At 39.1% G+C, this 24,926-nt stretch carries 29 protein-coding genes and 2 pseudogenes; 17 read left to right on the top strand and 14 right to left on the bottom strand.

What is annotated here, in order from left to right; all coding sequences use genetic code 11:
• Positions 1 to 74 precede the first annotated feature (74 nt).
• The 5 genes from trmB to ACFJIZ_RS16195 all read left to right on the top strand — a co-directional run bounded on the left by trmB (position 75) and on the right by ACFJIZ_RS16195 (position 2,461).
• On the top strand, positions 75 to 725 hold the full coding sequence (gene trmB, locus ACFJIZ_RS16215; protein ID WP_379086258.1) for a tRNA (guanosine(46)-N7)-methyltransferase TrmB: 651 nt from the start codon (positions 75 to 77) through the stop codon (positions 723 to 725).
• A complete protein-coding gene (locus tag ACFJIZ_RS16210; protein WP_379086255.1) occupies positions 725 to 1,051 on the top strand; it encodes an MGMT family protein in 327 nt (108 codons plus the stop codon). The genes trmB and ACFJIZ_RS16210 overlap by 1 nt, the downstream gene beginning before the upstream one ends.
• A 38-nt stretch (positions 1,052 to 1,089) precedes the next feature.
• Positions 1,090 to 1,437: a carboxymuconolactone decarboxylase family protein gene (locus ACFJIZ_RS16205; RefSeq protein ID WP_379086252.1), complete on the top strand. Its 348-nt coding sequence runs from the start codon at positions 1,090 to 1,092 to the stop codon at positions 1,435 to 1,437.
• Between the two features lie 83 nt (positions 1,438 to 1,520).
• Positions 1,521 to 1,874 (top strand): four helix bundle protein, encoded by a 354-nt coding sequence (locus ACFJIZ_RS16200; RefSeq protein WP_379094071.1) that lies wholly within the window; start codon positions 1,521 to 1,523, stop codon positions 1,872 to 1,874.
• Between the two features lie 77 nt (positions 1,875 to 1,951).
• Positions 1,952 to 2,461: a DNA-3-methyladenine glycosylase I gene (locus ACFJIZ_RS16195; RefSeq protein ID WP_379086249.1), complete on the top strand. Its 510-nt coding sequence runs from the start codon at positions 1,952 to 1,954 to the stop codon at positions 2,459 to 2,461.
• Position 2,462: 1 nt separating this feature from the next.
• Here ACFJIZ_RS16195 and ACFJIZ_RS16190 read toward each other — a convergent pair whose 3' ends face one another.
• A complete protein-coding gene (locus tag ACFJIZ_RS16190; RefSeq protein ID WP_379086246.1) occupies positions 2,463 to 3,137 on the bottom strand; it encodes a hypothetical protein in 675 nt (224 codons plus the stop codon).
• Between the two features lie 125 nt (positions 3,138 to 3,262).
• Here ACFJIZ_RS16190 and ACFJIZ_RS16185 point away from each other — a divergent pair, with 125 nt between their 5' ends.
• From ACFJIZ_RS16185 to ACFJIZ_RS16165, 5 genes are all read left to right on the top strand, one after another.
• A complete protein-coding gene (locus tag ACFJIZ_RS16185; protein ID WP_379086243.1) occupies positions 3,263 to 3,883 on the top strand; it encodes a type II CAAX prenyl endopeptidase Rce1 family protein in 621 nt (206 codons plus the stop codon).
• Between the two features lie 163 nt (positions 3,884 to 4,046).
• Positions 4,047 to 6,851 carry a DNA polymerase I gene (polA, locus tag ACFJIZ_RS16180; RefSeq protein ID WP_379086240.1) on the top strand — a complete coding sequence of 935 codons (2,805 nt, stop codon included), beginning with the start codon at positions 4,047 to 4,049 and terminating at the stop codon, positions 6,849 to 6,851.
• A gap of 144 nt (positions 6,852 to 6,995) precedes the next feature.
• Positions 6,996 to 7,541 carry a toxin-antitoxin system YwqK family antitoxin gene (locus ACFJIZ_RS16175; protein WP_379086237.1) on the top strand — a complete coding sequence of 182 codons (546 nt, stop codon included), beginning with the start codon at positions 6,996 to 6,998 and terminating at the stop codon, positions 7,539 to 7,541.
• 16 nt (positions 7,542 to 7,557) lie between these two features.
• Positions 7,558 to 7,881, top strand: coding sequence for an energy transducer TonB (locus ACFJIZ_RS16170; protein WP_379086234.1), 324 nt, complete (start codon positions 7,558 to 7,560; stop codon positions 7,879 to 7,881).
• 70 nt (positions 7,882 to 7,951) lie between these two features.
• Complete coding sequence (locus ACFJIZ_RS16165) at positions 7,952 to 8,326, top strand: hypothetical protein (protein WP_379086231.1); 375 nt, start codon at positions 7,952 to 7,954, stop codon at positions 8,324 to 8,326.
• A gap of 57 nt (positions 8,327 to 8,383) precedes the next feature.
• Here the strand turns inward: ACFJIZ_RS16165 and ACFJIZ_RS16160 are convergent, their stop codons facing one another.
• The 13 genes and pseudogenes from ACFJIZ_RS16160 to ACFJIZ_RS16100 all read right to left on the bottom strand — a co-directional run bounded on the left by ACFJIZ_RS16160 (position 8,384) and on the right by ACFJIZ_RS16100 (position 18,993).
• Positions 8,384 to 8,518 carry a hypothetical protein gene (locus tag ACFJIZ_RS16160; protein WP_379086228.1) on the bottom strand — a complete coding sequence of 45 codons (135 nt, stop codon included), beginning with the start codon at positions 8,516 to 8,518 and terminating at the stop codon, positions 8,384 to 8,386.
• Positions 8,490 to 9,062, bottom strand: a complete 573-nt coding sequence (locus ACFJIZ_RS16155; RefSeq protein ID WP_379086225.1) for a metal-dependent hydrolase — start codon at positions 9,060 to 9,062, stop codon at positions 8,490 to 8,492. Before ACFJIZ_RS16155 ends, ACFJIZ_RS16160 begins: the two co-directional genes overlap by 29 nt.
• Positions 9,063 to 9,127: 65 nt before the next feature.
• A complete protein-coding gene (locus ACFJIZ_RS16150) occupies positions 9,128 to 9,433 on the bottom strand; it encodes a YbaB/EbfC family nucleoid-associated protein (RefSeq protein WP_379086222.1) in 306 nt (101 codons plus the stop codon).
• 6 nt (positions 9,434 to 9,439) lie between these two features.
• Entirely contained in the window at positions 9,440 to 9,793 is a 354-nt protein-coding gene (locus tag ACFJIZ_RS16145; protein WP_379086219.1) for a DUF4394 domain-containing protein, read from the bottom strand.
• Complete coding sequence (locus ACFJIZ_RS16140; protein WP_379086216.1) at positions 9,753 to 11,000, bottom strand: DUF4394 domain-containing protein; 1,248 nt, start codon at positions 10,998 to 11,000, stop codon at positions 9,753 to 9,755. Before ACFJIZ_RS16140 ends, ACFJIZ_RS16145 begins: the two co-directional genes overlap by 41 nt.
• A 77-nt stretch (positions 11,001 to 11,077) precedes the next feature.
• A pseudogene (locus ACFJIZ_RS16135) lies at positions 11,078 to 12,084 on the bottom strand (NADH:flavin oxidoreductase/NADH oxidase).
• Between the two features lie 195 nt (positions 12,085 to 12,279).
• A complete protein-coding gene (locus ACFJIZ_RS16130) occupies positions 12,280 to 13,428 on the bottom strand; it encodes a M28 family metallopeptidase (protein WP_379086213.1) in 1,149 nt (382 codons plus the stop codon).
• 135 nt (positions 13,429 to 13,563) lie between these two features.
• Positions 13,564 to 14,232, bottom strand: coding sequence for a DUF6607 family protein (locus tag ACFJIZ_RS16125; protein WP_379086210.1), 669 nt, complete (start codon positions 14,230 to 14,232; stop codon positions 13,564 to 13,566).
• Positions 14,219 to 14,485 (bottom strand): DUF6607 family protein, encoded by a 267-nt coding sequence (locus ACFJIZ_RS16120; protein WP_379086207.1) that lies wholly within the window; start codon positions 14,483 to 14,485, stop codon positions 14,219 to 14,221. Before ACFJIZ_RS16120 ends, ACFJIZ_RS16125 begins: the two co-directional genes overlap by 14 nt.
• A gap of 105 nt (positions 14,486 to 14,590) precedes the next feature.
• Positions 14,591 to 15,778 (bottom strand): PepSY-associated TM helix domain-containing protein, encoded by a 1,188-nt coding sequence (locus tag ACFJIZ_RS16115; RefSeq protein WP_379086203.1) that lies wholly within the window; start codon positions 15,776 to 15,778, stop codon positions 14,591 to 14,593.
• Positions 15,779 to 15,854: 76 nt separating this feature from the next.
• Positions 15,855 to 16,565: a DUF4198 domain-containing protein gene (locus ACFJIZ_RS16110; protein ID WP_379086200.1), complete on the bottom strand. Its 711-nt coding sequence runs from the start codon at positions 16,563 to 16,565 to the stop codon at positions 15,855 to 15,857.
• A gap of 11 nt (positions 16,566 to 16,576) precedes the next feature.
• A complete protein-coding gene (locus ACFJIZ_RS16105) occupies positions 16,577 to 18,691 on the bottom strand; it encodes a TonB-dependent siderophore receptor (RefSeq protein WP_379086197.1) in 2,115 nt (704 codons plus the stop codon).
• Positions 18,692 to 18,720: 29 nt separating this feature from the next.
• Complete coding sequence (locus tag ACFJIZ_RS16100) at positions 18,721 to 18,993, bottom strand: carboxypeptidase regulatory-like domain-containing protein (RefSeq protein ID WP_379086194.1); 273 nt, start codon at positions 18,991 to 18,993, stop codon at positions 18,721 to 18,723.
• 206 nt (positions 18,994 to 19,199) lie between these two features.
• Between ACFJIZ_RS16100 and ACFJIZ_RS16095 the strand changes: the two genes are divergently transcribed.
• From ACFJIZ_RS16095 to ACFJIZ_RS16065, 7 genes and pseudogenes are all read left to right on the top strand, one after another.
• On the top strand, positions 19,200 to 20,402 hold the full coding sequence (locus tag ACFJIZ_RS16095; protein WP_379086191.1) for an NAD(P)/FAD-dependent oxidoreductase: 1,203 nt from the start codon (positions 19,200 to 19,202) through the stop codon (positions 20,400 to 20,402).
• A gap of 354 nt (positions 20,403 to 20,756) precedes the next feature.
• Positions 20,757 to 21,448: pseudogene (locus ACFJIZ_RS16090) on the top strand (GNAT family N-acetyltransferase).
• 1 nt (position 21,449) lies between these two features.
• A complete protein-coding gene (gene argG / locus ACFJIZ_RS16085; RefSeq protein WP_379086188.1) occupies positions 21,450 to 22,646 on the top strand; it encodes an argininosuccinate synthase in 1,197 nt (398 codons plus the stop codon).
• A 45-nt stretch (positions 22,647 to 22,691) separates the two neighbouring features.
• Positions 22,692 to 23,042, top strand: coding sequence for a cupin domain-containing protein (locus tag ACFJIZ_RS16080; protein WP_379086185.1), 351 nt, complete (start codon positions 22,692 to 22,694; stop codon positions 23,040 to 23,042).
• Positions 23,035 to 23,499, top strand: coding sequence for a GNAT family N-acetyltransferase (locus ACFJIZ_RS16075; RefSeq protein ID WP_379086182.1), 465 nt, complete (start codon positions 23,035 to 23,037; stop codon positions 23,497 to 23,499). The genes ACFJIZ_RS16080 and ACFJIZ_RS16075 overlap by 8 nt, the downstream gene beginning before the upstream one ends.
• 2 nt (positions 23,500 to 23,501) lie before the next feature.
• Complete coding sequence (argC, locus tag ACFJIZ_RS16070) at positions 23,502 to 24,506, top strand: N-acetyl-gamma-glutamyl-phosphate reductase (protein ID WP_379086180.1); 1,005 nt, start codon at positions 23,502 to 23,504, stop codon at positions 24,504 to 24,506.
• A gap of 33 nt (positions 24,507 to 24,539) precedes the next feature.
• Positions 24,540 to 24,896, top strand: a complete 357-nt coding sequence (locus tag ACFJIZ_RS16065) for a four helix bundle protein (protein ID WP_379086177.1) — start codon at positions 24,540 to 24,542, stop codon at positions 24,894 to 24,896.
• Positions 24,897 to 24,926 lie beyond the last annotated feature (30 nt).

Here is a 24,926-nt window from a genome sequence, read left to right as displayed (position 1 = left end):
TCCAATGCTCTTTATCCTTAAAGCACACAGCTGTTAAATTAAAATCTTACTTTTGTACTTTAAGTTTTTAACAAGTGGGTAAAGATAAATTAAGGAAGTTTGCAGAGATTGATACCTTTCCAAACGTGTATCAGTTGCATTTAGGCAAAGTAATGAAGGGAAAATGGGCGAATGACCATTTCAAGAACAACAATCCTGTAGTATTGGAGTTGGCGTGTGGAAAAGGCGAATATGCCGTAAACTTGGCCAAGCTTTTTCCAGAGAAGAACTTTGTTGGGGTAGACCTTAAGGGGAACCGCATTTGGCGTGGGGCAAGAACAGGTGTTGATGAAGGTATCCAGAACCTGGCTTTTTTGCGTATCCAGATTGAAGATATATTGGAATATTTCGCACCAGGCGAGATTGATGAGATTTGGATGACCTTTGCAGATCCACAACCTCAGGAAAGCAGGGAAAAGAAACGGTTGACCTTCCCAGGATTTTTGGATAAATACAAAATCTTGTTGACACCTGGTGGCAAGGTCAACTTAAAAACAGACAACGATGGGCTGTACGCCTATACCTGCGAAAAGGTAGAAGAACTGAAATTGGTTACGCATAAAAATACCGACCATCTGTATCGGTCTGAATTTGCAGACGAGGTATTGTCTATCAAAACGCATTACGAAAGAATATATTTAAAACACGATAAAAACATCAATTATATCCAATTTTCATTTAGCTAATGGATGCATCATTTTATGATCAGGTTTTTGAGATTGCCAGGCTAATTCCCAAAGGAAGGGTAACTTCTTATGGCGCAATTGCCAAAGCATTGGGTGCTGGAGGTTCGGCCAGAATGGTAGGTTACGCCATGAGCAATGCTGGTATTGCCCATCCCAAAGTACCTGCACATAGAGTAGTAAACAGTAGCGGACTTTTAACCGGAAAATTTCATTTCTCGCCACCAGAATTAATGGAAGAGTTATTAGCGAAAGAAGGAATCAAAGTAGAAAAGGATAAAATTAAAGATTTTAAAAAAGTATTTTGGGATCCATTATTGGAGCTCTGATCCACTTCTCCATTTAAACAATCATTCATGCAATACCCATGGGAAAATTAGTAGAAGAATTTAACAGCTATCGTACAAAAATGAACGATAGGATTATGGAAACCTCCAACACCAACATCAAAAGATTTTTTGCTTTAGATACAACCACTTATGCCGACGGCGCTTTGGATGTAAAAACCAAAGAGATGTTGGGTTTGGTCGCTTCAATGGTGTTGCGTTGCGACGATTGCATCAAGTACCATTTAGAAAAGTGCTATAATGAAGGTGTCAACCAAGCAGAAATCAACGAAGTTTTTATGATAGCTAACCTTGTTGGTGGTTCGATCGTTATCCCACACTACAGAAGAGCGGTAGAGTATTGGGATGAGCTTTCTAATAGTCAGTAGTCTTGAGTTAATAGTCCTAAGTCTGGAATTGAAATAGTCTATAGCAATAGGTTATATTATTGCTTATATTAGGTTATGGGTAAATCAGAGAACTTATAGCTTATAAAAAGGGCTTTTCTTTATTGATGGAAATCTTCGAAATGACAAAGACCTTTCCAAAAGAAGAAACTTATAGTTTAACTAGCCAGATTAGACGATCTTCACGGTCTGTTTGTAGTTGCATTGGCGAAGCATATAAGAAACGAAAATACCCCAATCACTTCATTAGTAAATTATCTGATGCTGCAATGGAGAATAGTGAGACTCAGGTGTGGTTAGATGTAGCTTTAGGATGTGATTATATTTCTACCGAAAAATTTGAGATATTGGATGAACAATGTGAAGAGATTGCTAAACTTTTGACTTATATGATGAATAACCCAGCTAAATTTTCCTAATTATGACTCAAGACTTTAGACTTCCGACTCACGACTCAAAAAAACGTTGCAGATGGTGCGGTACAGACCCACTTTACATGAAATATCATGATGAGGAATGGGGTAAACCTGTTTATGACGATCAGGTTCTGTTCGAGTTCCTGATTTTAGAAGGTGCACAGGCAGGCTTAAGCTGGATCACCATTTTGCGTAGGAGAGAGGGCTATAGAAAAGCCTTTGCCAATTTCGATGTGAAAAAAGTGGCTGCTTTTACAGCCGAAGATGTAGAAAGATTGATGCAGGATGAAGGCATTATCCGCAATCGGTTAAAAGTTTTATCTGCCATTAACAATGCAAAACTATTCATTAAGATACAAGAAGAGTTTGGCTCATTTGCCGATTTTATGTGGGGTTACTTACCAAATAGAAAACCGATCGTAAACGATTTTAAAAACGGAGGTATTCCAGCAAGGACCGAAATCTCTGATGCCATTGCCAAAGACATGAAAAAAAGAGGATTTAAGTTTTTTGGCACAACCATCTGTTATGCCCATATGCAGGCAACAGGAATGGTAAATGACCACGAAATTGGATGCATTGCCAGATAGGTTATTTATGCCCTACATTATACGATTTGATATAAGCCGTTAGGTTTTTGATGTCAAAACTTTCAGTAGCATTGATACTTTGTGCCAAATCATCATCATTGTTTAATTTTTGGAGCAGTAGTTTTTTAACTTCAGCAGTTTTTCCAGCATCTAAAGAAACCTCCTGCATGGGGCCAGTTCCGGGTTTTTCTAAAAAATAACTTACTTTCCCCCTTGGGCCGTTATTTACCTGTTCCTCGTTTCTTCTTCCACCACCACCAATGCTGATCCCGCCACCTAAGCCGCCGCCAAATCCACCAGTGCCTACACCTACACCAAATGTCGGTCTCACTTTTACCCTCGGTTGCGTAGCTTGTTCAGTAACGGCTTTTTCTCCATAAGCATACAGGTTAACAGCTCCAGATTCTATCAATTTGAAGAAACGGTATTCCATTTTTTTCTTTACCACAATAGGCTTGCTGACATAGGTTTCACCATTCCACACAAAAGATTGGATATCTTTGGCCTGATATTCTGCAATGGTCTGGTCATCTTGTATAATGGCTACAGAACTGAAATTTGTACCCTTGATCAGCCCACGGATAAAATTCCCCTCACTAATTAAAACGGCATCCTGTGCATTTGCCGAAGTAATGATGAAAAGCATCATCACACCTATTAAATTAATCCACTTCATATTGCTGTAAATAACGTAAAATGTTTTAAGATTGTTGTAAATCTACGACAATGAAATACGCGCTGCTAGAATTTTGGCATTTTTTACGCTCACCCCAGTTATTAAAAATAAGCAAGGACAAAAAGATGTTGAAAAGAGATTTTTTGGCTCTTTTTCTTTTGGATGTGTTATTTGCCATTGCTGTAATGTTGGTTTATGAGCTTTTTTTAAAACTAAAGCTCATTAAAGAATACGAAAGTTTCGATTTATTTAAAGAATTTGGGCTGTTTTGGGGCTTAATGTTGGGTTGTGTCTTTGCGCCCATCATAGAAGAATTTCTGTTTCGTTGGCCATTGAGAAAACGTTATGCCAGCATTTACTTTTGGTTTTTGTCAATTGCGGCAATCGCCATGTCGAACATAGCAGACTTGCGCCTAAACGTATTGGTCTTTACACTTGGATTGGGCGTAGCCATCTTTAGCCATGTCTTATTAAAAAAGCAGAGCCAGACCAAGCAAGCTGTTTTTTGGTATACCTTCTATCCCTTTCTGTTTTATTTCTCTGCCTTGATATTTGGCTTTGTACATATCAGTAATACCAAAGAACTAACTCTAGAAGACCCATCCTTTATATTTTACATTTCTTCTCAGATATTGGGAGGTTTAACCTTAGGTTATTTGCGTGTTAAATATGGTATCAAATACAGCATTTTGTTCCATGCCTGTTTCAATGCATTTGCATTGGGCCTTGCTTTACTTTTCGGATAAATGTTAGGGTATAATTTCATTAAACTATTAACTTTACAAGTTGCTTTCCCTATGATTGGTGTTGTTGCCAAGCATAAGGGAAATTGTTCATTGGTTCAATGGTCATTTGTTCATTAAACACACAACCAATAACGAGCAACAAACCAACAAACAACTATTTGATATGAAAAAACTTTTCCTTTTAGATGGGATGGCGTTAATTTATAGAGCGCATTTTGCTTTGAGCAAAAACCCTCGTTTTACCTCTAGCGGAGTAAATACCTCGGCAGTTATGGGCTTTGCAAATACGCTGATGGAAGTACTGAAGAAGGAAAAACCAAGCCATATCGCTGTAGTTTTTGACACCGCTGCCCCAACAGAAAGGCATACAGACTTTGAAGCTTACAAAGCCCATCGTGAAGCGATGCCCGAAGACCTGTCGAAGGCTTTACCCTATGTTTTCAAACTGATTGAAGGCTTTAATATTCCTGTAATTACGTTAGATGGTTATGAAGCCGATGATATTATCGGTACAATGGCAAAAGAAGCCGAAAAACAAGGTTTTACTGTTTTTTGTATGACACCTGATAAGGATTTTGCCCAATTGGTATCTGATAATATCTTTATCTATAAACCTGCCCGTATGGGCAATGAGATGGAGATCTTGGGTGTAAAAGAAGTATTGGCCAAATGGGAAATCGAAAATGTACAACAGGTAATTGATATTTTAGGGCTTTGGGGCGATGCAGTAGACAATATTCCAGGTATTCCTGGCATTGGAGAGAAAACCGCTAAACTGCTGATCAAACAGTATGGCAGCATGGAGAACATCATTGCCAATAGCCACGAACTGAAAGGAAAACAAAGAGAAAATATAGAAAACTTTGCCCAACAAGGCCTGGTTTCAAAAAAACTGGCAACCATTATCTTAAATGTACCAGTTGAATTTAATGAAGAAAAACTATTGGTTGAAGAGCCAAGTAGAGAATTATTGGAGCCTTTATTTGCTGAACTCGAATTTAGGACAATTGGGCGTAGGGTTTTTGGAGAGGATTTTAGTGTAAATGACGGAAAAAATGCAGACCAACAAAAAGACCTTTTTGGAAATGATGTTGCTGCGGCTAAACCAAAAGATTTTTCGGCCCAACCTTCCTTATTCGATACCCCAATTGATGCCAAAAACATCAGCAATACGCCACACGAATATTTCTTGATTGATACCCCTGAAAAAAGAAAAGAATTAATTGATAATCTATTGAAACAGCCAAGCATTTCATTTGATACCGAAACTACTGGTACAGATGCAAATCTGGCAGATTTGGTAGGTTTGTCTTTTTCGATCAAACCAGGTGAGGGTTATTATATCCCCTTACCAGAGGATAGAACAATTACCCAAGCCATTGTAGATGAATTTAGGGTGGTACTTGAGAATGAAAACATTGTAAAGATCGGCCAGAACATCAAGTATGACATGTTGGTGTTGAAATGGTACGATGTTAATGTAAAAGGGAAACTTTTCGATACCATGTTGGCCCATTACCTGATCGATCCAGATACCCGCCACAACATGGACATCCTGTCTGAGAACTACTTGGGCTATACCCCAATTTCCATCACCACACTGATTGGCGCTAAGGGAAAAGGTCAGGGAACGATGCGCGATGTACCCGTAGCAAACGTAGTAGACTATGCAGCAGAAGATGCCGACGTAACTTTACAATTGGCCAATGTTTTCGAACCTTTATTAAGGGAGAAAAATGCGGCTAAATTGGCCGAAGAAATTGAAAACCCATTGATCTATGTATTGGCTGATATTGAAAAAGAAGGCGTTAAGATAGATATTGATACTTTAAATGCCTACTCTTTAGAGTTGCAACAAGAAATAACAAAGGCAGAGCAGAGCGTTTACGATAAAGCGGGCTTGAAGTTTAATCTGGCTTCACCAAAACAGCTTGGCGAGGTATTGTTTGACCATTTAAAACTAGATCCAAAGGCTAAAAAAACGAAGACTGGACAATACCAGACCGGAGAAGATGTATTGACCTTATTGGCACACAAAAGTGATATCGTTCAGGATATCTTGGACTTCCGTCAGATGCAGAAGTTAAAATCGACCTATGTAGATGCCTTACCTTTGTTGGTGAATCCGAAAACTGGAAGGGTACATACCAGCTTTAATCAGGCAGTTGCCGCTACAGGCAGATTGAGTTCTAATAATCCTAATCTACAGAATATCCCAATACGCACCGAAAGAGGAAGAGAAGTGCGAAAAGCCTTTATCGCCAGAGATGAAGACCATATCTTGTTATCGGCCGATTATTCGCAAATTGAACTCCGTATCATTGCAGAGATCAGCAAGGAAGAAAACATGCTCGATGCTTTTAGTAAAGGGATTGATATCCACACCGCTACAGCGGCAAAAGTTTATGGCTTAAGCATAGAAGAGGTAGACTCTACGCAACGTAGAAATGCCAAGGCGGTAAACTTTGGAATCATTTATGGGCAGTCGGCATTTGGGCTTTCTCAGAATCTCAATATCCCTCGCAAGGAAGCCGCAGAGATCATTGAACAATATTTTATCCAATACCCGGGTATTAAACGCTACATGAGCGATACGATGAACTTTGCCCGTGAAAATGGATTTGTAGAAACGATCATGGGAAGAAGAAGGTACCTGAGAGACATCAACTCCGCTAATCAGACAGTAAGAGGTTATGCAGAACGAAATGCGATCAATGCACCTATACAAGGCTCTGCAGCGGATCTAATTAAGATTGCGATGATCAACATCCACAAAGACATGCAAGATCAAAACCTAGGCTCTAAAATGACCATGCAGGTACATGATGAGTTGGTGTTCGATGTGCTGAAGACAGAAGTGGAGCAAATGAAAGCCATTATCACTCATCGAATGAAAACGGCCATCAAAACACAAGTACCCATAGAAATAGAAATTGGCCAAGGCGAAAACTGGTTGGCAGCACATTAAATAGAAAGGTCGGTATTGTATACCGACCTTTTTGCTTTCAAATAAAAGGCGCTAATTTCAGAATTAAAAATGCGAATAAATTGGTAGATTTATATTGTAATTATGCTAAACGAGAAGTTGGATCATTAAATGGAGGAAAGAAGTATGAAAAAGTACAGTTTAATTCTATTTTTTTTAGTTGTAACCACATCTTTTGCAGTTGCCCAACAAGATACGCTTACGGTATTTCAATGGCCTAGAGGATATCATGTAGATCCTGTACGTTCGGGATGGGATAGGAAGCTCAACCAACAAGACGGTCTTTGGGTGCTTACCCTACATGGAAAAAGAAAGGAACTTCGAGAGAAAATAAGCTTCGACGATCAAAATCTAGAAATAAGAAAAGGTCCCTATGCCTATTACGAAAATGGGAATGTACAAGAAGAGGGAGAGTATGACAAAGGCTATAAAGTTGGAGAATGGAATTATTACTATGCCAATAAGCAACTGGCCGAAAAGGTAGTTTACAGTTGGGACAAACTCAATGGTATGTTTAGGTCTTATTGGGACAATGGGCAGCTAAAGAGCGAAGGCATGTACCTTAACGATAAAAAAGTGGGGATTTGGAAAACGTTTTATAAAAATGGAAGTTTAGCAATCAGAGAAAATCACAATAAATTGGGAGAAGTAACAGGAGGAATTTATTTTTGATCAGGAGAAGAAACCTTTGACCCATTTAAGCGATGTTGAGCTGCCTAGTTACCCTGGTGGGCAGGCTGCTTTTGATGAGTATGTTAAAAAAGCAATGAAATATCCGAGCTATGCCTTAAGAAATAAAATAGAAGGGACTGTGCAGGTGAGCTTTTTGGTAAACCAGGAAGGTAAGGTAGAAGATTTGATGCCCATCTCTAACCGCAAGGCAAACGTCGAACTAGAAAATGAGGCCATACGTCTGGTCAAAGCCTCTGGCAAATGGATTCCTGGTAAAGAATTAGGTGAGCCTGCAAACTTAAGAAGAGTGGTTTCAATCAATTTTTCGTTGGCTAATTAATTAGAATTGAGTAACTTCATATAATCTTCATTTTAAACAAGCAACTTTACCTCAACAAAAGAAAAACATTATGAAAAAATTAATCGGTCTTATTGCAATTGCAATATTAGGTGTAAGCACCACTTATGCACAAACCGCAGCTCCTGCTGTAAAACAAGCGGCTAAAAAAGTAGAAGCTGCAAAAGCAGTTGCTCCAGCAGCTAAACAAGAAGCTAAAAAGGTAGAGGCTAAAGCAACAACAACGGCGGCCACAACAACTGCAGCAGCAAAAAAAGAAGTTAAAAAAGTAGCAACAACTGCAGCTGCTCCAGTTAAGAAAGACGGTACTGCTGATATGCGTTATAAAGCAAATAAAGCAGCTAAGGTAGTTGCGGCTGGTCCAACCAAAAAAGATGGTACACCAGATATGCGTTACAAAGCAAATAAAGCTGCAAAGAAAAACTAAGTCATAACTAGTTTGTAAATTAAAAAGGCTCCTGAAATTTTAGGAGCCTTTTTAGTTTTATAGGGTTATGGTTTCGCCAATGGCAGGCAACAAAAGTTTTTTTTGTGCCCGTTTAAAACTCTCTACGGCAGTGGCCGAATCAATTTCAATTACAGGAAACGTATCATAATGTACACCGATCAATCTGGTCACAATTGATATAATTTGATGCAATCACAGCATCATCAACATCCATCGTATAATTACCACCAATTGGTAAAATAGCATAATCTAATCTGTAAAGTTCGGCCAATAGTTTCATTTCTATCGTTAGGCCGGTATCACCAGCAAAATAGATTTGTTTTCCATCTAGCTCTAATACAAAACCTGCCGGGTTACCACCGTAACTGCCATCTGGTAAGCCTGCAGAATGTGTTGCCCATACCATACGAACGGTGCCAAAATCAAAAGTATGTTTGCCAAAGTTCATCGGATGAACATTCTCTATTCCTTGTTTCATTACCCATCCAATTACCTCTGGAATGGCAATTACTTGGGCATTGGTTTGTTTGGCCAAGGTAATCAGATCGCCCACATGGTCGCCATGACCATGACTTACCAGAATATAATCTGCTTCTATCTTTGTAAGATCTATTTCACTGGCCAATGGATTTTGGCTGATAAACGGATCAAACAAGAATTTTTTGCTATCTGTTTCTAAAAGGAAACAAGATTGACCATAATATGTATATTTCATTTTTATGAGATTTGAGATGTTGGTACTAAAAACTTAGCCTATAATCTTCTGTGTTACTATTTTCTTTAAGATCCGAACATGCCACCTAATCCACCAAGCATGTTCTTGGTTGCGGCCTGCATTTCTGTAGCACTTACTTGGTCTGCCTGTGTTAAGGCTTTATTAAGGGCAGTTAGCAAAAGTTCTTCTAATTCTTCTCTATCAGCCTGTTTGTGAAACTCTTCATCAATTTCTATGGCTGTAATTACTTTGTTTGCCGTAGCAGTGATGCGGATTGCACCACCTTCAACCTCCCCAAATACAGAGATGGTATCTAATCTTTTTTTAATCTCTTCTGCCTGTTTTTGGGCAGCCATTAATTTATCGAACATCGTTATTTAGTTTTTTGTATAAAATCTTAATCCAAGTGTAAATGCAGTAATATCCTTTCCAAACTGTGCTGCAAGTGTAGCTTCTCCATTGTTTAAATTGATATTGTAGAGTTGCGTTGCTGTACCTACTCTTAACAAAGCATAGCCTATATTTGTTGCGGGCGTACTGATAATATCAAATCCATTTGCTCCTGTAGCATCAACTTTGAGCTCGCCAACTGCTGTTAATACACCAGTATTCGGTTCTTGTGTGTATAATCTATCTGTAGCGTGGTCAATTACATATAATGTGGTTGTGTTTGCCCCTTTAAAATTATTGTTAAATGCAGCAGCAGCTATGGTTACACCAGCGGGACTCAAACTCGGACTCTGCTGTTACAGTAATATCGCTAGGGTCGATCCTTAGGTTTTGTCCGGTATTGCTCACTACACGAAGCCTGTCTGTTACAGGATTAAAATCAAAGCCAAAGCTTGTGCCATTTAAAAGGGTTGCAAATGCCCCTGAACCAACCTGTGTAAATATTGCGGTTGCCAGATCTACCGTATAAAGCCTGCTTGAACTCCCTAAAGCATATACACGTCCATTTAAGGGGCGCATATCCATCCCAACTATGGTTTCGCCGGCTTGTAGACCAACTATAGGAATGCTAATGGGGTTTATTGGAGTAGTCGCATTTCCATTATCTGGATTAAAAATCAAAAAATTATTCGAATTGTCTACAGCATAAGCCACTTTATTGGTTGGCATGGCCATGCCTATGAATGAGGCACTGATAGGGAAATTTCCAGCTAATGTTACTTTACCCGTTGCCAAGTCAATCTGGAATAATTTTGTGCTGTCGCCCACTTTACCAATGGCCAATGCATTGGCGTTATCTGCAGAGATGTCGAAACTTACATTGGTACCCAAATTCTTATCTAAAGTACCAATGGCCACCAATCTGCCATCATTTATGGGGTCTTGTTTATATAATCTTTGGTTTTTAATATCAATATCATATAAAGTTGTTGTTTTCGAACCAGCTGTATTGTTGTTATAGGCAATTCCAGATATACTGACATCACCCACAATCGCTACATCTGCTGAGATCAGCGCTCCAGTTTCAGGATTGATTCTTAGGTTTTGTCGGCTGCTGGTTACAATCCTGATCTTATCGGTAGTAGGGTCAAAATCTAAACTGGCTGTAGCATCCTGAGCTATTCCTGGATTAAAAGGATTAGACGAAATTGCCCTTGCTGAGCCAGCAGCATCAATTACATAAATCTTACTTGCATTAGTTACGCCATAAAGTTCTCCAGTTGCAGGCCTAAAATCGATACTCAATATTTTTTCATCCTTATCCAATCCAGTGATCACGGTTTTTGTTGGAATTGATTTCACATCTAGTGCATTGAACCGATATATGCCATTATCAGGTGATAAAGCATAAAAAACCTGGTCTGGGCCACTTATGGGCAAAGTGATAGCTTCTTTCTCCTTTTTACAAGAGGCCATCATCGCAAACAGCAGGAACAAGCCGCCAAGGTTAAAAAGAAATCTATTTTTTGAGCTTAAAAACTTCATCATTTTTTATAGGTTTAACTACTCCCTAAACGAAATATATTTACGAATAGTTTGGGTGCAAGATAAGCTTAAAATTTAATTTATGCTCGTTTTCTGGGTTTGGCACGCTCATATTGTGATGGCCATTTTACTTCGTCACCTAGTTCAAATGCTGCATGTAAAGGAAAATAAGGATTTCTTAAGAGCTCTCTGGCTAAAAATATCAAGTCAGCCTCTTCATTTTGCAAAATGGTTTCTGCTTGCTCGGCACTAGTAATCAAACCTACTGCACCAGTTGTTATACCTGTTTGTTTTTTAATGGCTGCGGCAAATTGAACCTGATAACCTGGCGAAAGTGGAATCTGTTGTGCTAAAGTTAGCCCGCCAGAAGAAGTATCTACTACATCAACTCCTTTTTCCTTTAATAAGGCTGATAAACGAACAGATTCTTCAATGTCCCAACCACCCTCTGCCCAATCTGTAGCAGAGATGCGTACAAACAATGGATTTTCTTTTGGCCAAACTTCTTGTACAGCCACGATGGTTTCCATCAACAAACGGATTCTGTTTTCGAAACTTCCACCATAGTTGTCGGTTCTTTTATTGCTGATGGGAGATAAAAACTGATGCAACAAATAACCATGGGCAGCGTGATCTCTACTACTTTAAAACCTGCTTTTATGGATCGGATGGTTGCCGCTTTAAAATCGGCTTTTACTTTTTCTATCCCTTCAATGGTTAAAGCAATGGGTGTTTTATCTGTTGGATTGAACTTTTCTGCACTAGGAGCCACAGTTTCCCAACCGCCATTTGTTGCTGACAATTGTTGCGGGTTTTGCCAAGGGATATCAAAACTTGCCTTGCGGCCTGCATGGGCCAACTGTATGCCTGCTATAGATCCATTCTCGTGGATAAAATCAGTGATTTCTTTGAATTTTTCAATCTGTTCGTCTTTCCAGATTCCTAGATCGGCAATCGAGATTCTTCCTTCAGGCGAAACCGATGTGGCTTCGGTAAGGATAAGGCCTGCACCGCCTACAGCCCTGCTACCTAAATGGACCAAATGCCAATGGTTAGGGAAACCATCTGTTGCTGAATATTCGCACATGGGCGAAACCACAATCCTATTTTTTAAGTCTATGTTCTTAATGCGGATTGGTGTAAAAAGTAATGACATGTTGTGGAGATTTTAGGCAAAGTAACAACATGTATTTGGATTTGTTTCAATGACCGAAAGATATAAACACTCGCATGACATCTGCCCTTATTTCCGACCGAACAACGACTGCTAATTTGTAGCAGATCAATTCACCAAAGCCTTGTTGAACCCTACAAAAAGCTTGAATAAGTTTTCGTAAACTGTAAATGGGAGGGTTTCTGCTTTGTCAAAAACATCGTGGTAAGCAGCAATTCCTCCTTGGGTGTATAAAAAGAAAGCCGGCACCCCTTTTTCGGTAAAGAAATAATGATCGCTATTGGCCGCCTTTCCCCTTGGGTTGATCTTGACCAACAATTTGCCCGTATCGTTCATCCGGTTCAACAACGCAAACTCTTTTGGATATTGGGTTGCATTAACAACAGTTGCCCCAGTTTCTCCTGTGCCTACCATATCTACATTGAACATGAACCTGATTCGTTGAAGTGGGATGAGTGGATGTTCGGTAAAATATTTTGAGCCTAAGATGCCCGCTTCTTCGCCAGCAAAACAGATAAATGCAATGCTGTATTTTTGAGGATTTGCGGCATAATATTTGGCCAAACTTAACAAAAATGAAACCCCGCTGCCATTGTCGTTTGCCCCAGGGAAATAAGTGTCTTTGCCCATGCCGCCTAAATGATCGTAATGGGCCGTCATTAAAATTACAGAATCTGGATTTGTGGTACCTTTTACCATGCCACAAATATTGGCAGCCTTAAATTGAGGTACAAACTCGTTTTCCATATTTACGCTTAAGTTTTTTGGACTTTCGCTCAATGCAGATTTTTTGACAAGAATTTCCGTAAAATCAGCGACCTCCTGTGCTACAGACCAGGTTAATTTGTCTGTGAGCAGGACTACAATCCTGTGTTCTTGATTTAAAAAGGTTACGCTATCTTTTTGGATCAAGTCTGTGGTTGTCTTTATGCCCTTACTTGCTTGGTTGATGATGAAATCTTTTCCTGCAATTAGTTTTTTTCCGTTAATGCTCAATTCCATTTGACCAGGAAAGGTATTGACCGGAAAAGAGAAATTTTGCCTGAAACTTTTGCCCTCCATAGGTTGCAGGCCAAAAGACTTAAACTCCGATTCGATAAAATCTGCAGCTTTGCCCATCCCGTTTTTGGTATATCCCCGTCCCCAAAACTCCGCTGATGTCAGTTTGTTTAAAGTTTGGCGGGCATAAGTTAGGTCTTGTCCGAAACCATTAAAAGAAATGAGCAATAGGAAAGAAATAATAAGAAATCTTCTCATGTGATAAATGACGATGAATAGTTTAACAGGTGCAAGATAAAAAATGTACAATCGAATTTCTTTAAATAAACAAAGCCAGTTTCCTGATCCGAAAACTGGCCTTGCTTAAGGTAGATGTAAAGTATTGTGTTGGGCTTAACCTTTGGCCAAATAAGCGAGGATCACTTTTTTAATTCCTTCTTTGTTTTTCTCAGAGCTCCAGTTTTCTTTTACGGATTGATCACCCAATGCAAAGAAACGCTCATATAACAATTTGTTGTCAACCTTTGGAGTAAGTTTGATCACATTGTTCTCTGCAAAAACAGCATCCCAAGTTTCTCTGGCATCTTTCCAGAATTTCTCCTGTTGTTTCCACCAAGTTTGTGCGTAGCCAAAAGATTTAGGGTCGGTTTTAATGAATTGCTCCATTCCTTTCTCCATTGCTAAAAGTTTATCTCCATTTTCATTGCGGATAATTTTTTTGTTGTCTTGCTCAAACATCCAACCGTCTTTGGTTAAATAAAGCGTGTTGCCACGGTTCAGCACATTGTAGTCGCTACGCTCAGAGTACTCTCTACGTGGAAGTGGAGAATCCGAGTTACTTTGCCACTGGTGTTTACCATCAACATGTACCCAAGTACCTATGGCTTGGTAGCGCGGGCTATCATCAACCTGATAAACTTTTTGGGTCCATTTGCCTTTGATATCGTCAGCTGATAAGGTCACTTTTTTCCAAGTATCGTTTTTATCATAAGCCAATATTTGTGGTTCTTCGTAGGTCCAATCTTCTCTCCAATGTTTAATGATCATGCTATCGCCTCTCATTACCAATAAGTGTTGGATCAACAATTTTCTTCGGAGAATCTTCTAAGATTACAGCCCATTCTTTGGCAGATGAGCGGTGTCTCTCATGAAACTTATAATCGTCATCAGGAGAAAAGGTTTCTGCATAGTTAAATGTAACCTTGTAAAAACCAGCTAATGCCTTGATGGCGTTACGGTCTTGCTCAAATTTGTTTTGGGCAAAAGCAAAGAAACTTGACAAAAGTAAAATTGCGAGTAAATTTATTTTCTTCATATCCTTATTATTGAATGTTATTTAGAATTGTTCCAAACAACTGCAAATTAACAACCATTAATCTTTATAAACAAATTATTTTTAATTATTCTAAATAAAAACAATTTACGATTTTGATTTTTTTCGTCGGCCCCACCAAATGATAAATCCGGTAATGGGAAGTGTAGCCGCAACAAGACTTGCACAGAAAGCCATTATCTTGCCTGGTAGGCCCAAAACTGCACCCACATGGATGTCGTAGTTCATCGCAATTAATCTTTCACCTGCATTCTTCTCTGTGTGGTTGCGTTGGTTCAATAGCTTGCCTGTGTATTGGTCAAATTGGAGGTCGTCCGAATCGTAATAGGTTTCTTCGCCTCTGTAGCCATTGGCATAGATCACACCTCTTGTACCAGTTGCTGGGCTCATCCCGATTTTATCTGGGTTTCCAAGTTTCTGCTTGGCTGTTTCAAAAGCGATATCGAAAGCATTTGTGGTTGAAGCTTGGGTTGAATCTGATTTGAATTCTTTAGTTGCTGGTGGTACAATGCTTTGTGAAGCTACTACATAAACCGTGTTCTGAAACCAAGTGAATGCCCAAACCATTCCTGTTAACGCCAAGATTAGTGTGATCAACATGGCATAAAACCCCGGGACATTATGTAGGTCGTAGTTTAACCGTTTAAATTTTGCACTCCATTTGATCTTAAAGCTTTTATCAAAGTTCGATTTTTTAAGATTTTTTGGCCACCATAGGATCATCCCTGTGATCAACAAGATCACAAAGATAAAAGTAGACCAACCTACGATCTGCTGCCCAATGGGATGATTGATCAATAAGCTCCAATGGATGTATTTCACGATATTAAAAAACTCGTACTTATAATCGATCACTTGGGTCACTTGGCCTGTATATGGATTTACAAGCACTAAATTGTAATAATCGATAGCGTCGAAATAAAAAAATGCATCAGGATTCCCAGCTTTATAAGTGCCAAACTCCCAAGCCCTTTCGGGATTTTTATAGGTGCTGATAAAACCAACTTTTTTTTCTTTACCCAAAGCCTTTTCCGCATTTTTTGTGAGCTGGCTAAGTGGAAGCGGTTGATGGTTTTTAGGAGGATTGACGAAGATCGCGTCACGATGGATCAATTCATTGATCTCTACCTGAAAAACAAAGATACAGCCAGTGGTTGCGATGATAAATACGATCATACCTGAGAAAAGGCCCAGCCATAGGTGTAACCAATCACTGATTCGCCTAAATCTCGATTTGTTTGTCTTCTTCTTTACGGTTGGTTTTACTAAACCCATTGTCGATTGCTCGTTAACAAAATAACCAATTGGCCTTTTTTAGACCAACTGGTTAAAACTTGAATTTTAAATCTGATTAATTAACCGCAATAAAGTAGGTGCTTACATGCCATACTTTATCGTAGGTTTTTTCACCAAGTTTGCCAGGCGTTTTATCCTCGGCAAAGGCCTCTAAAAAGTAATTTCCTTTTTGTTCAGGTTTAAAAACAAACTTTCCTTTCGCATCCGTTTTGGGTTCTTCCTTCTTGTTGTCGGGATGTATAATTGATAATTTTTGTTCAGCAAAAGGAGCCTTGTTGTACACTATTGAATGTGTAATGGCTGTTCCAGTTTTTAATACAGGTTGTTCGGGTCTAAAAGAGAACAATGCATTTGCTGGAAGCGCAACATTTACCTTTGGGGCATTGCCAATGGCCACATTTGCAAAGGCATAATATTCGATTTTGGCACTTTCATAAATGTCTTTTACTTCGTGTACGATGGATAAGATATAAGTTCCATCCTGCTCCGGTGTAAAGGTGGTTTTATAGCAAAGGACAGCTGGAGTAGTTTTTAATACTTTTTTACTTCCATCAGGCGCCGTTAATACCAGACTGAATTCTTTTAAGTTACTGAACCATTTTTTTGCAGAATCAGGTTCTTTCCCTTCATATTCTCCAAAAAACACTTTTACTTCTTGGGCTTGGCCTTTTTTACCGACCGATGCGGTTTCGATCCATAAAGCATGGGCAAATACACTCGAAATGCTCAAGGTGAGGAGCATCATCAATAGTGAGATTTTTTTCATCATTAATTAGTTTAAAATTTATAAGCAATACTTAATCTATAGTTTCTTGGTGTTTCTGCCTGCCACGAGTATACGGCCTGCTTGTAATCTGGCGCATTCCAATAATTGGTATAATAGGCACCAGAGTAGAGGTATCTGTCTAAAATGTTGAATACATTTCCTGTAATTTTTAGGCTTTTGTTTTCCCAGAATAAACCAGCATCCAGTTTAAAATAATCGGGTAGGTTTTGCTCAGAATTGGAACCACTATAGGTTCCCATTGCTCTTCCGGCCAAATAGGTAAAACCACCAGAGATTCCTGTGCCTTTAAGCACACCATCTTGCAAGGTATAGGTTAGCCAAGCATTTGAAGTATGCTTAGAAAAACCAGGTACAACCTGACCTACAAATATGCCAGTTACACCATTGGCCACCTCCGTTACTTTACCATCAGTGTAGGCATAATTGGCAATTAACCTGAGGCCTGCGGTAATTTCTCCCCTTAAGTCGAACTCGATGCCTTGTGCCCTTTTTTCTCCAATTACAACGCTAAAGGTTTCGCCTGCTTTGTTAAATGGATCGGAAGTCAGCTCGTTTTGTTTGCGGATTCGATAGGCAGATAAAGTGGTATTCCATTTTCCATCAAACCAATCCTTTTTCAAACCAACTTCATAATTTGTTCCAGTAATGGGTTCAACCGAGGCACCACTACGTAAAAATCCACTTTGTGGCGTGAAAGCCTGATCATATACAGCATAAACAGCGGTATTTTTATCTAGAGAAACACTCAAGCCAACACGTGGGGTAAAATGTTTGGCTTTATCTGGATTGGCCCCCCAGGCCGATTGACTTACATAAGTGTAACGTCCGGCAAGTGTTAGGCGTGCCTTATTGTTGAAGAAACCCAATTCGTCTTGAGCATAAGCACTGAGGTACTTTTGATCCATTAGACCACCAGCTTTGATTGCCCTTTGTAATAAAGGTGTTTCCCTGTCAAAATTAGGATAGCCGTTTGATGGGAGACCATAATTAGGGTTATTTAGATCAAATGGGGAAGATGGCAGGTCTAAATTATGCGATTGACCCCAATCGGCCATGTAACTTTTCTTTCCACCATCAAAACCGGCCAGGATACGATGTTGGATACCACCAGTCTTGGCTTGTCCGTTGATGAAAAGCTGTGCAAGTTTCATGGTGCTCTCCGCATCCCAAATACCCACATTTCTGATCAATGTGTTATTCGCAAAAATTGATGATGGCCAAGAACTTGTGCCGGTTTGCAGATATTTAGAATAAGCAACTTGTGCCGTTGCTTTCCAAGTACTGCTAAAGTTATGTTGTAAATTAATGAACAAGCTGTGGTCGTTGATCCTTGTTGGTTCTACCCCAGGTTGTGTCAAAGTAAAATCTCGAGGTAAGCTGGCATAACCTTTTGGAGAAAAGATATAATAAGACCCAACCTCTGTCATTTTTGCGTTTTGCCAGGTATATTCTGCTGTAATTTTAGTTTTATCAGTGATTTGATAACTTAAAACAGGGGCAAAGCTATAGCGGTCATTTTTCTCAAAAGGCCTAAACGAACCTTTGTTTTGTACAGCAGTATTTAGCCTAAATAAGAGTTTGCCATCTTGGGTTAGTTTGTGGTCAAAGTCTACTGTAGCTCTATACAGGTCGTAACTGCCAACCGTAAAAGCAACTTCGCCTTTGTTAAAACCCGTAGGTTTTTTGGTTACCACATTGTACATGCCACTTGGGTCGCCATTGCCCAACATAAACCCTGCCGGACCTTTTACAAATTCGATATGGTCTACAAAGCTCATGTCTTCGGTAAGCGGTCCCCAGAAAGAGGAAACAAAGTTGAAACCATTGCGCATGGCCTGAATTTGGGAGCCACGCATCTTGATGTTGGTATACATATCACCCCAATGCTCTAGCCTTGCTGCACCACTCACATTCCTGATCAAACCGTCGCTCATGCTAATGAGCTGTTGGTCTTTGATCGTTTGGTTACTTACCGTTTGGATGTTCTGAGGTGCTTCTAACAGGGGTTCGTTTAACCTTAACGAAGCCGAAGGCAAACTGACCTTGTATCTATTGGTAATGCCTGCCACGGTGATCACGTCTAATACTTGGCTGTTTTCTATCAATACAAAATTGATTTCCAGTGTCTGTCCGGCTACAACCGTAATGTTTTTTTCTTGTGTATTGATCCTACAGCGCTAGCGGTAAGGGTGTAGGTGCCAGGTTTTACTCTTGGGAGGTTGTACTCGCCTTTATCATTGGTTGTTGTGCCTTGATTTTTATCTTTCAAGCCTATGTTTACATAAGCTGCGGGTTGACCATCTACTGTCGTGATCTTGCCTTTGATGCTGGCATGTTGTTGTGCCTGCGCAAACCTTGCAAAAAGCATAAAAAGAAGTATAAATTTTAAGTGTAGCTGTATTTTCATATCGTTATTCTTATTTGGACTTATTCTAAACAGCTGCAAATTAACGACGCAAAAAATTAACATCCAAATTATTTTGAATAATTCTAAATAAGCTATGGTTCAGCAACTGGATTGCCCATAAACAGCATTTTTGACAAAAAAGTAAGGGATGATGTACAGAAATCAAACATAATTCTGTACAAACTGTTAGGTGTAAAATTAATGCTATGAACATCAGGTCAAATGAACCGTATTGGTTGGTAAAAAATGGTATCCTACAATCTTATCCATCGTTAAGAACAGACATCAACTGTGATGTTTTAATTGTAGGCGGAGGAATTACGGGTGCATTAATGGCACATGCAGCTATCCAAAATGGTTTCAATACCGTATTGATCGATAAAAGAGAAATCGCCAATGGCAGTACTTCTGCTACAACTTCGATGTTGCAATATGAAATAGATATACCTCTATATCAATTGATCAAAATGATCGGTGAAGAAGGAGCAGTTGCAAGTTACAAAGCCTGTAGAGATTCGATCGGTCGGATCAGGCAATTGGTAGATGAGATCAAATCACAATGTGGCTTCGAAAGCAAAAAGTCGCTCTATTTTGCTGGGAAATCTAAAGACCTCAACTGGTTAAAAATAGAATTTGAAACCCGAAAGGCAAAAGGATTTGATGTACAATGGCTAGACAAAAGCCAAATCAAAAAAACTTATGGTCTGATTGCCGAAGGCGGAATATTATCTGCAGATGGTGCAAGTATAGATGCTTTCTGTTTTACGCACGACCTCCTTCACCACAATACACAAAAAGGACTTCAGGTTTTTGATAAAACAGAATTGGTCAAAACAAAATACAAGCAAGACCAGGTTGTCGTTACGACGCAAACTGGAGCATCAATTGCAGCCAAAAAGATCATCTACTGTACAGGCTATGAAACACAACAAATGTTGCCAGATAAAGTAGTGAAACTGAAAAGCACCTATGCCATCGTAAGCGAAAGGATGAAAGAATTGAACAAAGCGGTTTCCGATACTTTATTCTGGAACACAGATAGTCCTTATTTATACCTGCGGACTACAGCAGATCACCGGTACTTGGTAGGTGGAGAAGATGAAGACTTTAAAAATGCATTGAAACGAGATGCTTTATTAAATAGAAAACTAGAAAAACTGGTAAAGACTTTTCAAAAATTCTTGCCAGAAACTACCTTTATTGAAGATTTTAGTTGGTGTGGTACATTTGGAGAGACCAAAGATGGCTTACCTTATATCGGCACACATCCTAAATTTCCGAACAGTTATTTCTGTCTAGGGTTTGGAGGCAATGGCATTACATTTTCTACAATTGGTGCAGATATGGTTATAGGAATGATCAAAGGCGAAACCGATCTGCTAAGCCATTTTTTTAGATTTGGAAGATAACGCTTCAACAGATTGGTCTTCAGCATTAAGGAAACGCTAAAAAAATGTAAAAAAATCAGATTCTTATTGCACAACTCAATTATTATTTAAACCTTTGCGCCTCAACTAATTTAATCCTGGTTGGCAAGCAAAAAAATGAGTAAACACATCATCCATAAACTTTCTATTTTAGAAGCAAAGAATATTGCTGCTAATAGTCTGTTTATTGACCGCTTGCGACCCGTATTTTATATCACCACGAACCGGCAAAACTATACGCCGCGTATTTAGTACTTCATACTAATGCCAATGAGGAATTGATCCTCTCTAAAAACCCAATTAACAAGAATACCTTAAATTTTCGTTAGATAATTAATGAATATAAACGATTTTATAGTGCAGGTTGCACTTCCTGAACATCGTGTCTTTGCAGAAGAAATTTGTGATGAAATGCTCGAATCCGCAAAAGCACGAGGAACAGGTATCGCTAAACGTTCTCCAGCCTATGTTGCAGGTAAAATGGAGGAAGGAAAAGCCGTTATCGCTTTTCATCAAGATGGTACATGGGCAGGTTTCTGTTATATAGAAACCTGGAGCCATGGTCAGTTTGTAGCCAATTCTGGGTTGATCGTAAGCCCCAAATATAGAAAAGCAGGTTTGGCACATGCCATTAAGGAGGCGATATTTAAGCTTTCCAGAACCTTGTACCCTAAAGCAAAGATATTTGGCCTAACTACAGGTTTAGCGGTAATGAAGATCAACTCCGACCTCGGTTATGAACCCGTTACCTATTCTGAATTGACACAGGACGAAGATTTTTGGAAAGGCTGCCAGAGCTGCGTGAATTTTGAGTCTTAAAGATGAAAGAACGCAAAAACTGCATGTGTACGGCGATGTTGTACGATCCTGCAGAGAAAAAACACGAAGCGGCGAAAGTCTTTGCAGAAGAATTACAGAAAAAACCGGGTTTGTACGAGCGTTTCATGCGCATCAAGCAAAGATTGGTATTGAAACCAAAATCTGGATTAAAATCCGTTTTATTATTGTTTACCCTTTTATTTAAATAGCATGAAGAAGAAAGTTGTTTTAGCTTTTAGCGGAGGATTAGATACCTCATTTTGTTGTATCCATTTGGCTGAAGACCGTGGATTGGAAGTTCACTCTGTAATTGTAAATACTGGTGGCTTTTCTGACGAAGAATTACAAGAAATAGAGAAACGTGCTTATGCTTTAGGTGTAGCATCTCATGCTGTAGTAGACGAAACGGAAAACTATTACAATGGCTGTATCAAATATCTGATATTTGGAAATGTATTGAAAAATGCAACCTACCCGCTTTCGGTAAGCGCCGAACGTGTAAGCCAGGCTACTGCCATTGCCAATTATGTAAAAAAGATCGGTGCAGATTATGTAGCACATGGCAGTACAGGAGCAGGGAATGATCAGGTGCGTTTTGACATGATCTTCAACATCCTTATTCCTGGAGTAGAGATCATTACACCAATCAGAGATCTCAAATTGTCACGCGAAGCGGAAATAGAATATTTGGCTAAACATGGGGTTGAATACAGCGCAGAAAAAGCAAGATATTCTATCAATAAAGGCCTTTGGGGAACTTCTGTTGGCGGTAAAGAAACCTTAACCTCGAACGAAACTTTACCAGAAAGTGCTTGGCCAACCCAGGTTTCGGAAACGGAGCAACGTAAAATTGAATTGACCTTTGAAAAAGGTGAATTGGTAGGTATCGATGGAGAAAAATTAGATCCAGTTAATGCCATCCAAAAACTACAGACCATTGCCCAGCCTTTTGGTATTGGTAGAGATATCCACGTAGGCGATACCATTATCGGTATCAAAGGTCGTGTGGGTTTCGAAGCAGCGGCACCAATCATCACGATCAAAGCACACCATACTTTAGAGAAACATACCTTAACCAAATGGCAGTTGAGCTGGAAAGAGCAATTGTCGTCTTTCTACGGAAATTGGTTGCACGAAGGTCAGTTCCATGATCCGATCATGAGAAACATCGAAGCCTTTTTAACCGATAGCCAAAAAATGGTGAGCGGTAAAGTATTTGTAGAGTTATTGCCTTACCGTTTCCACATTATTGGAATAGAATCAGACCACGACCTGATGAGCAATAAATTTGGCAGTTATGGCGAGATGAACAATGCTTGGAGTGGTGAAGATGTGAAAGGTTTCTCTAAGATATTTGGTAACCAGGTAATGATCTGGCATAAAGTAAACGAAGAAGCATCTTCTTAAGATTTGTCATCCTGAACTTGTCGAAGGATAAAAAAAAATTAAAAAATGGTAGAAATCCTTTCAAAAGAAAATTGTTTGAACCATTACAAATGGGGCAATAATTGTGATGGTTGGAATTTGATCAGCAAACCTGAAGTAGCAATTAAGCAAGAATTAATGCCTGCCCAAACTGCTGAAAAACTACACCTTCATGTACATGCCGAACAGTTTTTCTACATATTGAAAGGACAGGCTACATTTTTGATCGAAGGAGAAACGGTTATGGTTGACGCCAATAAGGGACTGCAGATCAAAGCAGGGAACAAACATCAGATCATGAATAACAGTATTGAAGATCTAGAGTTTATCCTTTTCTCTTATCCATCTACTGAACATGATAGAATAGATTATGAATAACATCAGCATTAAACAGATCAATTTGGCAGAGGCCAAGCTCGTAGTTGGGCTATTTAACCAATATCGAATATTCTATAAACAGTTATCGGATATTGGAATGGCACAAGCATTTATCCAGGCCCGCTTGGAAAATAATGAATCGATCATTTTTGTAGCGATGGATGATGATCAGCCTGTTGCTTTTACGCAGCTTTATCCTAAATATTCGTCGGCTAGATTGACTAAAAATTGGATCTTGAATGATTTGTATGTTGATGCCAACTATCGTAAACAAGGCATAGGAGAAAAGCTGATCAGAACAGCAATGGATTTTGCCAAGAAACAGGGCTCAAGTTTTGTGCAATTGGAAACCGCCGTTGATAATTATACCGCACAAAGTTTGTATGAAGCCATAGGATTTGTAAAACAAGAAGAAGACAAAGAATTTTTTCTTTATAAAATACCAGTAAACTCATAAAGATGAATAAGATTAAAGCAGGGATAATTGGTGGTGCTGGCTACACAGGTGGCGAGATGTTACGTATTTTGGTTAATCATCCAAATGTGGAGATTGCTTTTGTAAACAGTACAAGTAATGCCGGAAACCTGATTTCTGATGTGCATACCGATCTAATTGGAGATACCGACCTGAAATTTGTAAGCGACATTTCCCAAAATATCGATGTATTGTTTTTATGTGTTGGCCATGGCGATGCAAAAAAGTTTTTAGCAGCCAACCCGATTGATGAACAAATTAAAATCATCGACTTATCCCAAGATTTCAGACTTCATGCAAATGCTCATTTTAGTACTGCTGACTCAGGACTAAAGAATAAAGATTTTGTGTATGGTTTGCCAGAGCTTAACCGAGAAGCGATAAAAACAGCTGCTAACATTGCCAATCCAGGTTGTTTTGCTACCTGTATCCAATTGGGTCTATTGCCGTTAGCGGCTAAAGGACTGATTAAATCTGAAGTGCACATCAATGCCACAACAGGTTCAACTGGGGCGGGACAAAGTTTGTCTGCTACCTCACATTTCAGCTGGAGAAACAACAACTTGTCGATCTACAAAGCATTTGACCATCAACACCTCAATGAAATTGGAGAAAGCCTACTGCAGTTGCAACCAGCACTTGATCAGGCCCTGAACTTCATCCCACAACGTGGCGATTTTACCAGAGGGATTTTAGCAGCCATGTACACCGAAAGTGATTTGACTTTGGAAGAAGCACAAACCATTTACGAAGAATATTATAGCGAACATCCCTTTACCCATGTAAGTCGGAAAAACATCGATCTGAAACAGGTAGTCAATACCAATAAAGCGCTGGTACATGTAGAAAAGCATGGCAATAAATTATTTGTCATCAGCATTATCGACAACCTATTAAAAGGTGCCAGCGGACAAGCAGTCCAAAATATGAACTTAATGTTTGGACTTGAAGAAAAAGCAGGATTGAGCTTGAAGGGGATAGGGTTTTAGAGTAAAAAGTTTTAAGTAATACGTTATAAGTGTATGCAGAATTTTAAAGAGTTAAAAGTATGGCAGAAAGCACATCTAATTACACTTAGTATATACCAAGCTAGTGCAAAATTTCCTAAAGAAGAAGTATATAGTTTAACAAACCAACTTCGGCGGGCTTCGGCCTCTATACCTGCTAATATTGCTGAAGGCTGTGGTAAGAATACCCAATTGGATTTAGCAAATTATTTAAATATTTCTTTAGGGTCAGCTAATGAGACCGAATACTTTTTGATTTTATCAAAAGATTTAAATTACCTGTCTGAAGAACAATTTTCAATCCTTTCAAATGATATTAATGAAGTGAAGGCCATGCTGATTTCCTTGATAGGAAAAGTAAGAAGTAAATAAGCAACTGGACCTATAACTTAAAACGTACAA

Source organism: Pedobacter sp. UC225_65, assembly GCF_042698365.1.
Classification (GTDB): domain Bacteria; phylum Bacteroidota; class Bacteroidia; order Sphingobacteriales; family Sphingobacteriaceae; genus Pedobacter.
This window is presented reverse-complemented; position numbering and strand designations above follow the sequence as displayed.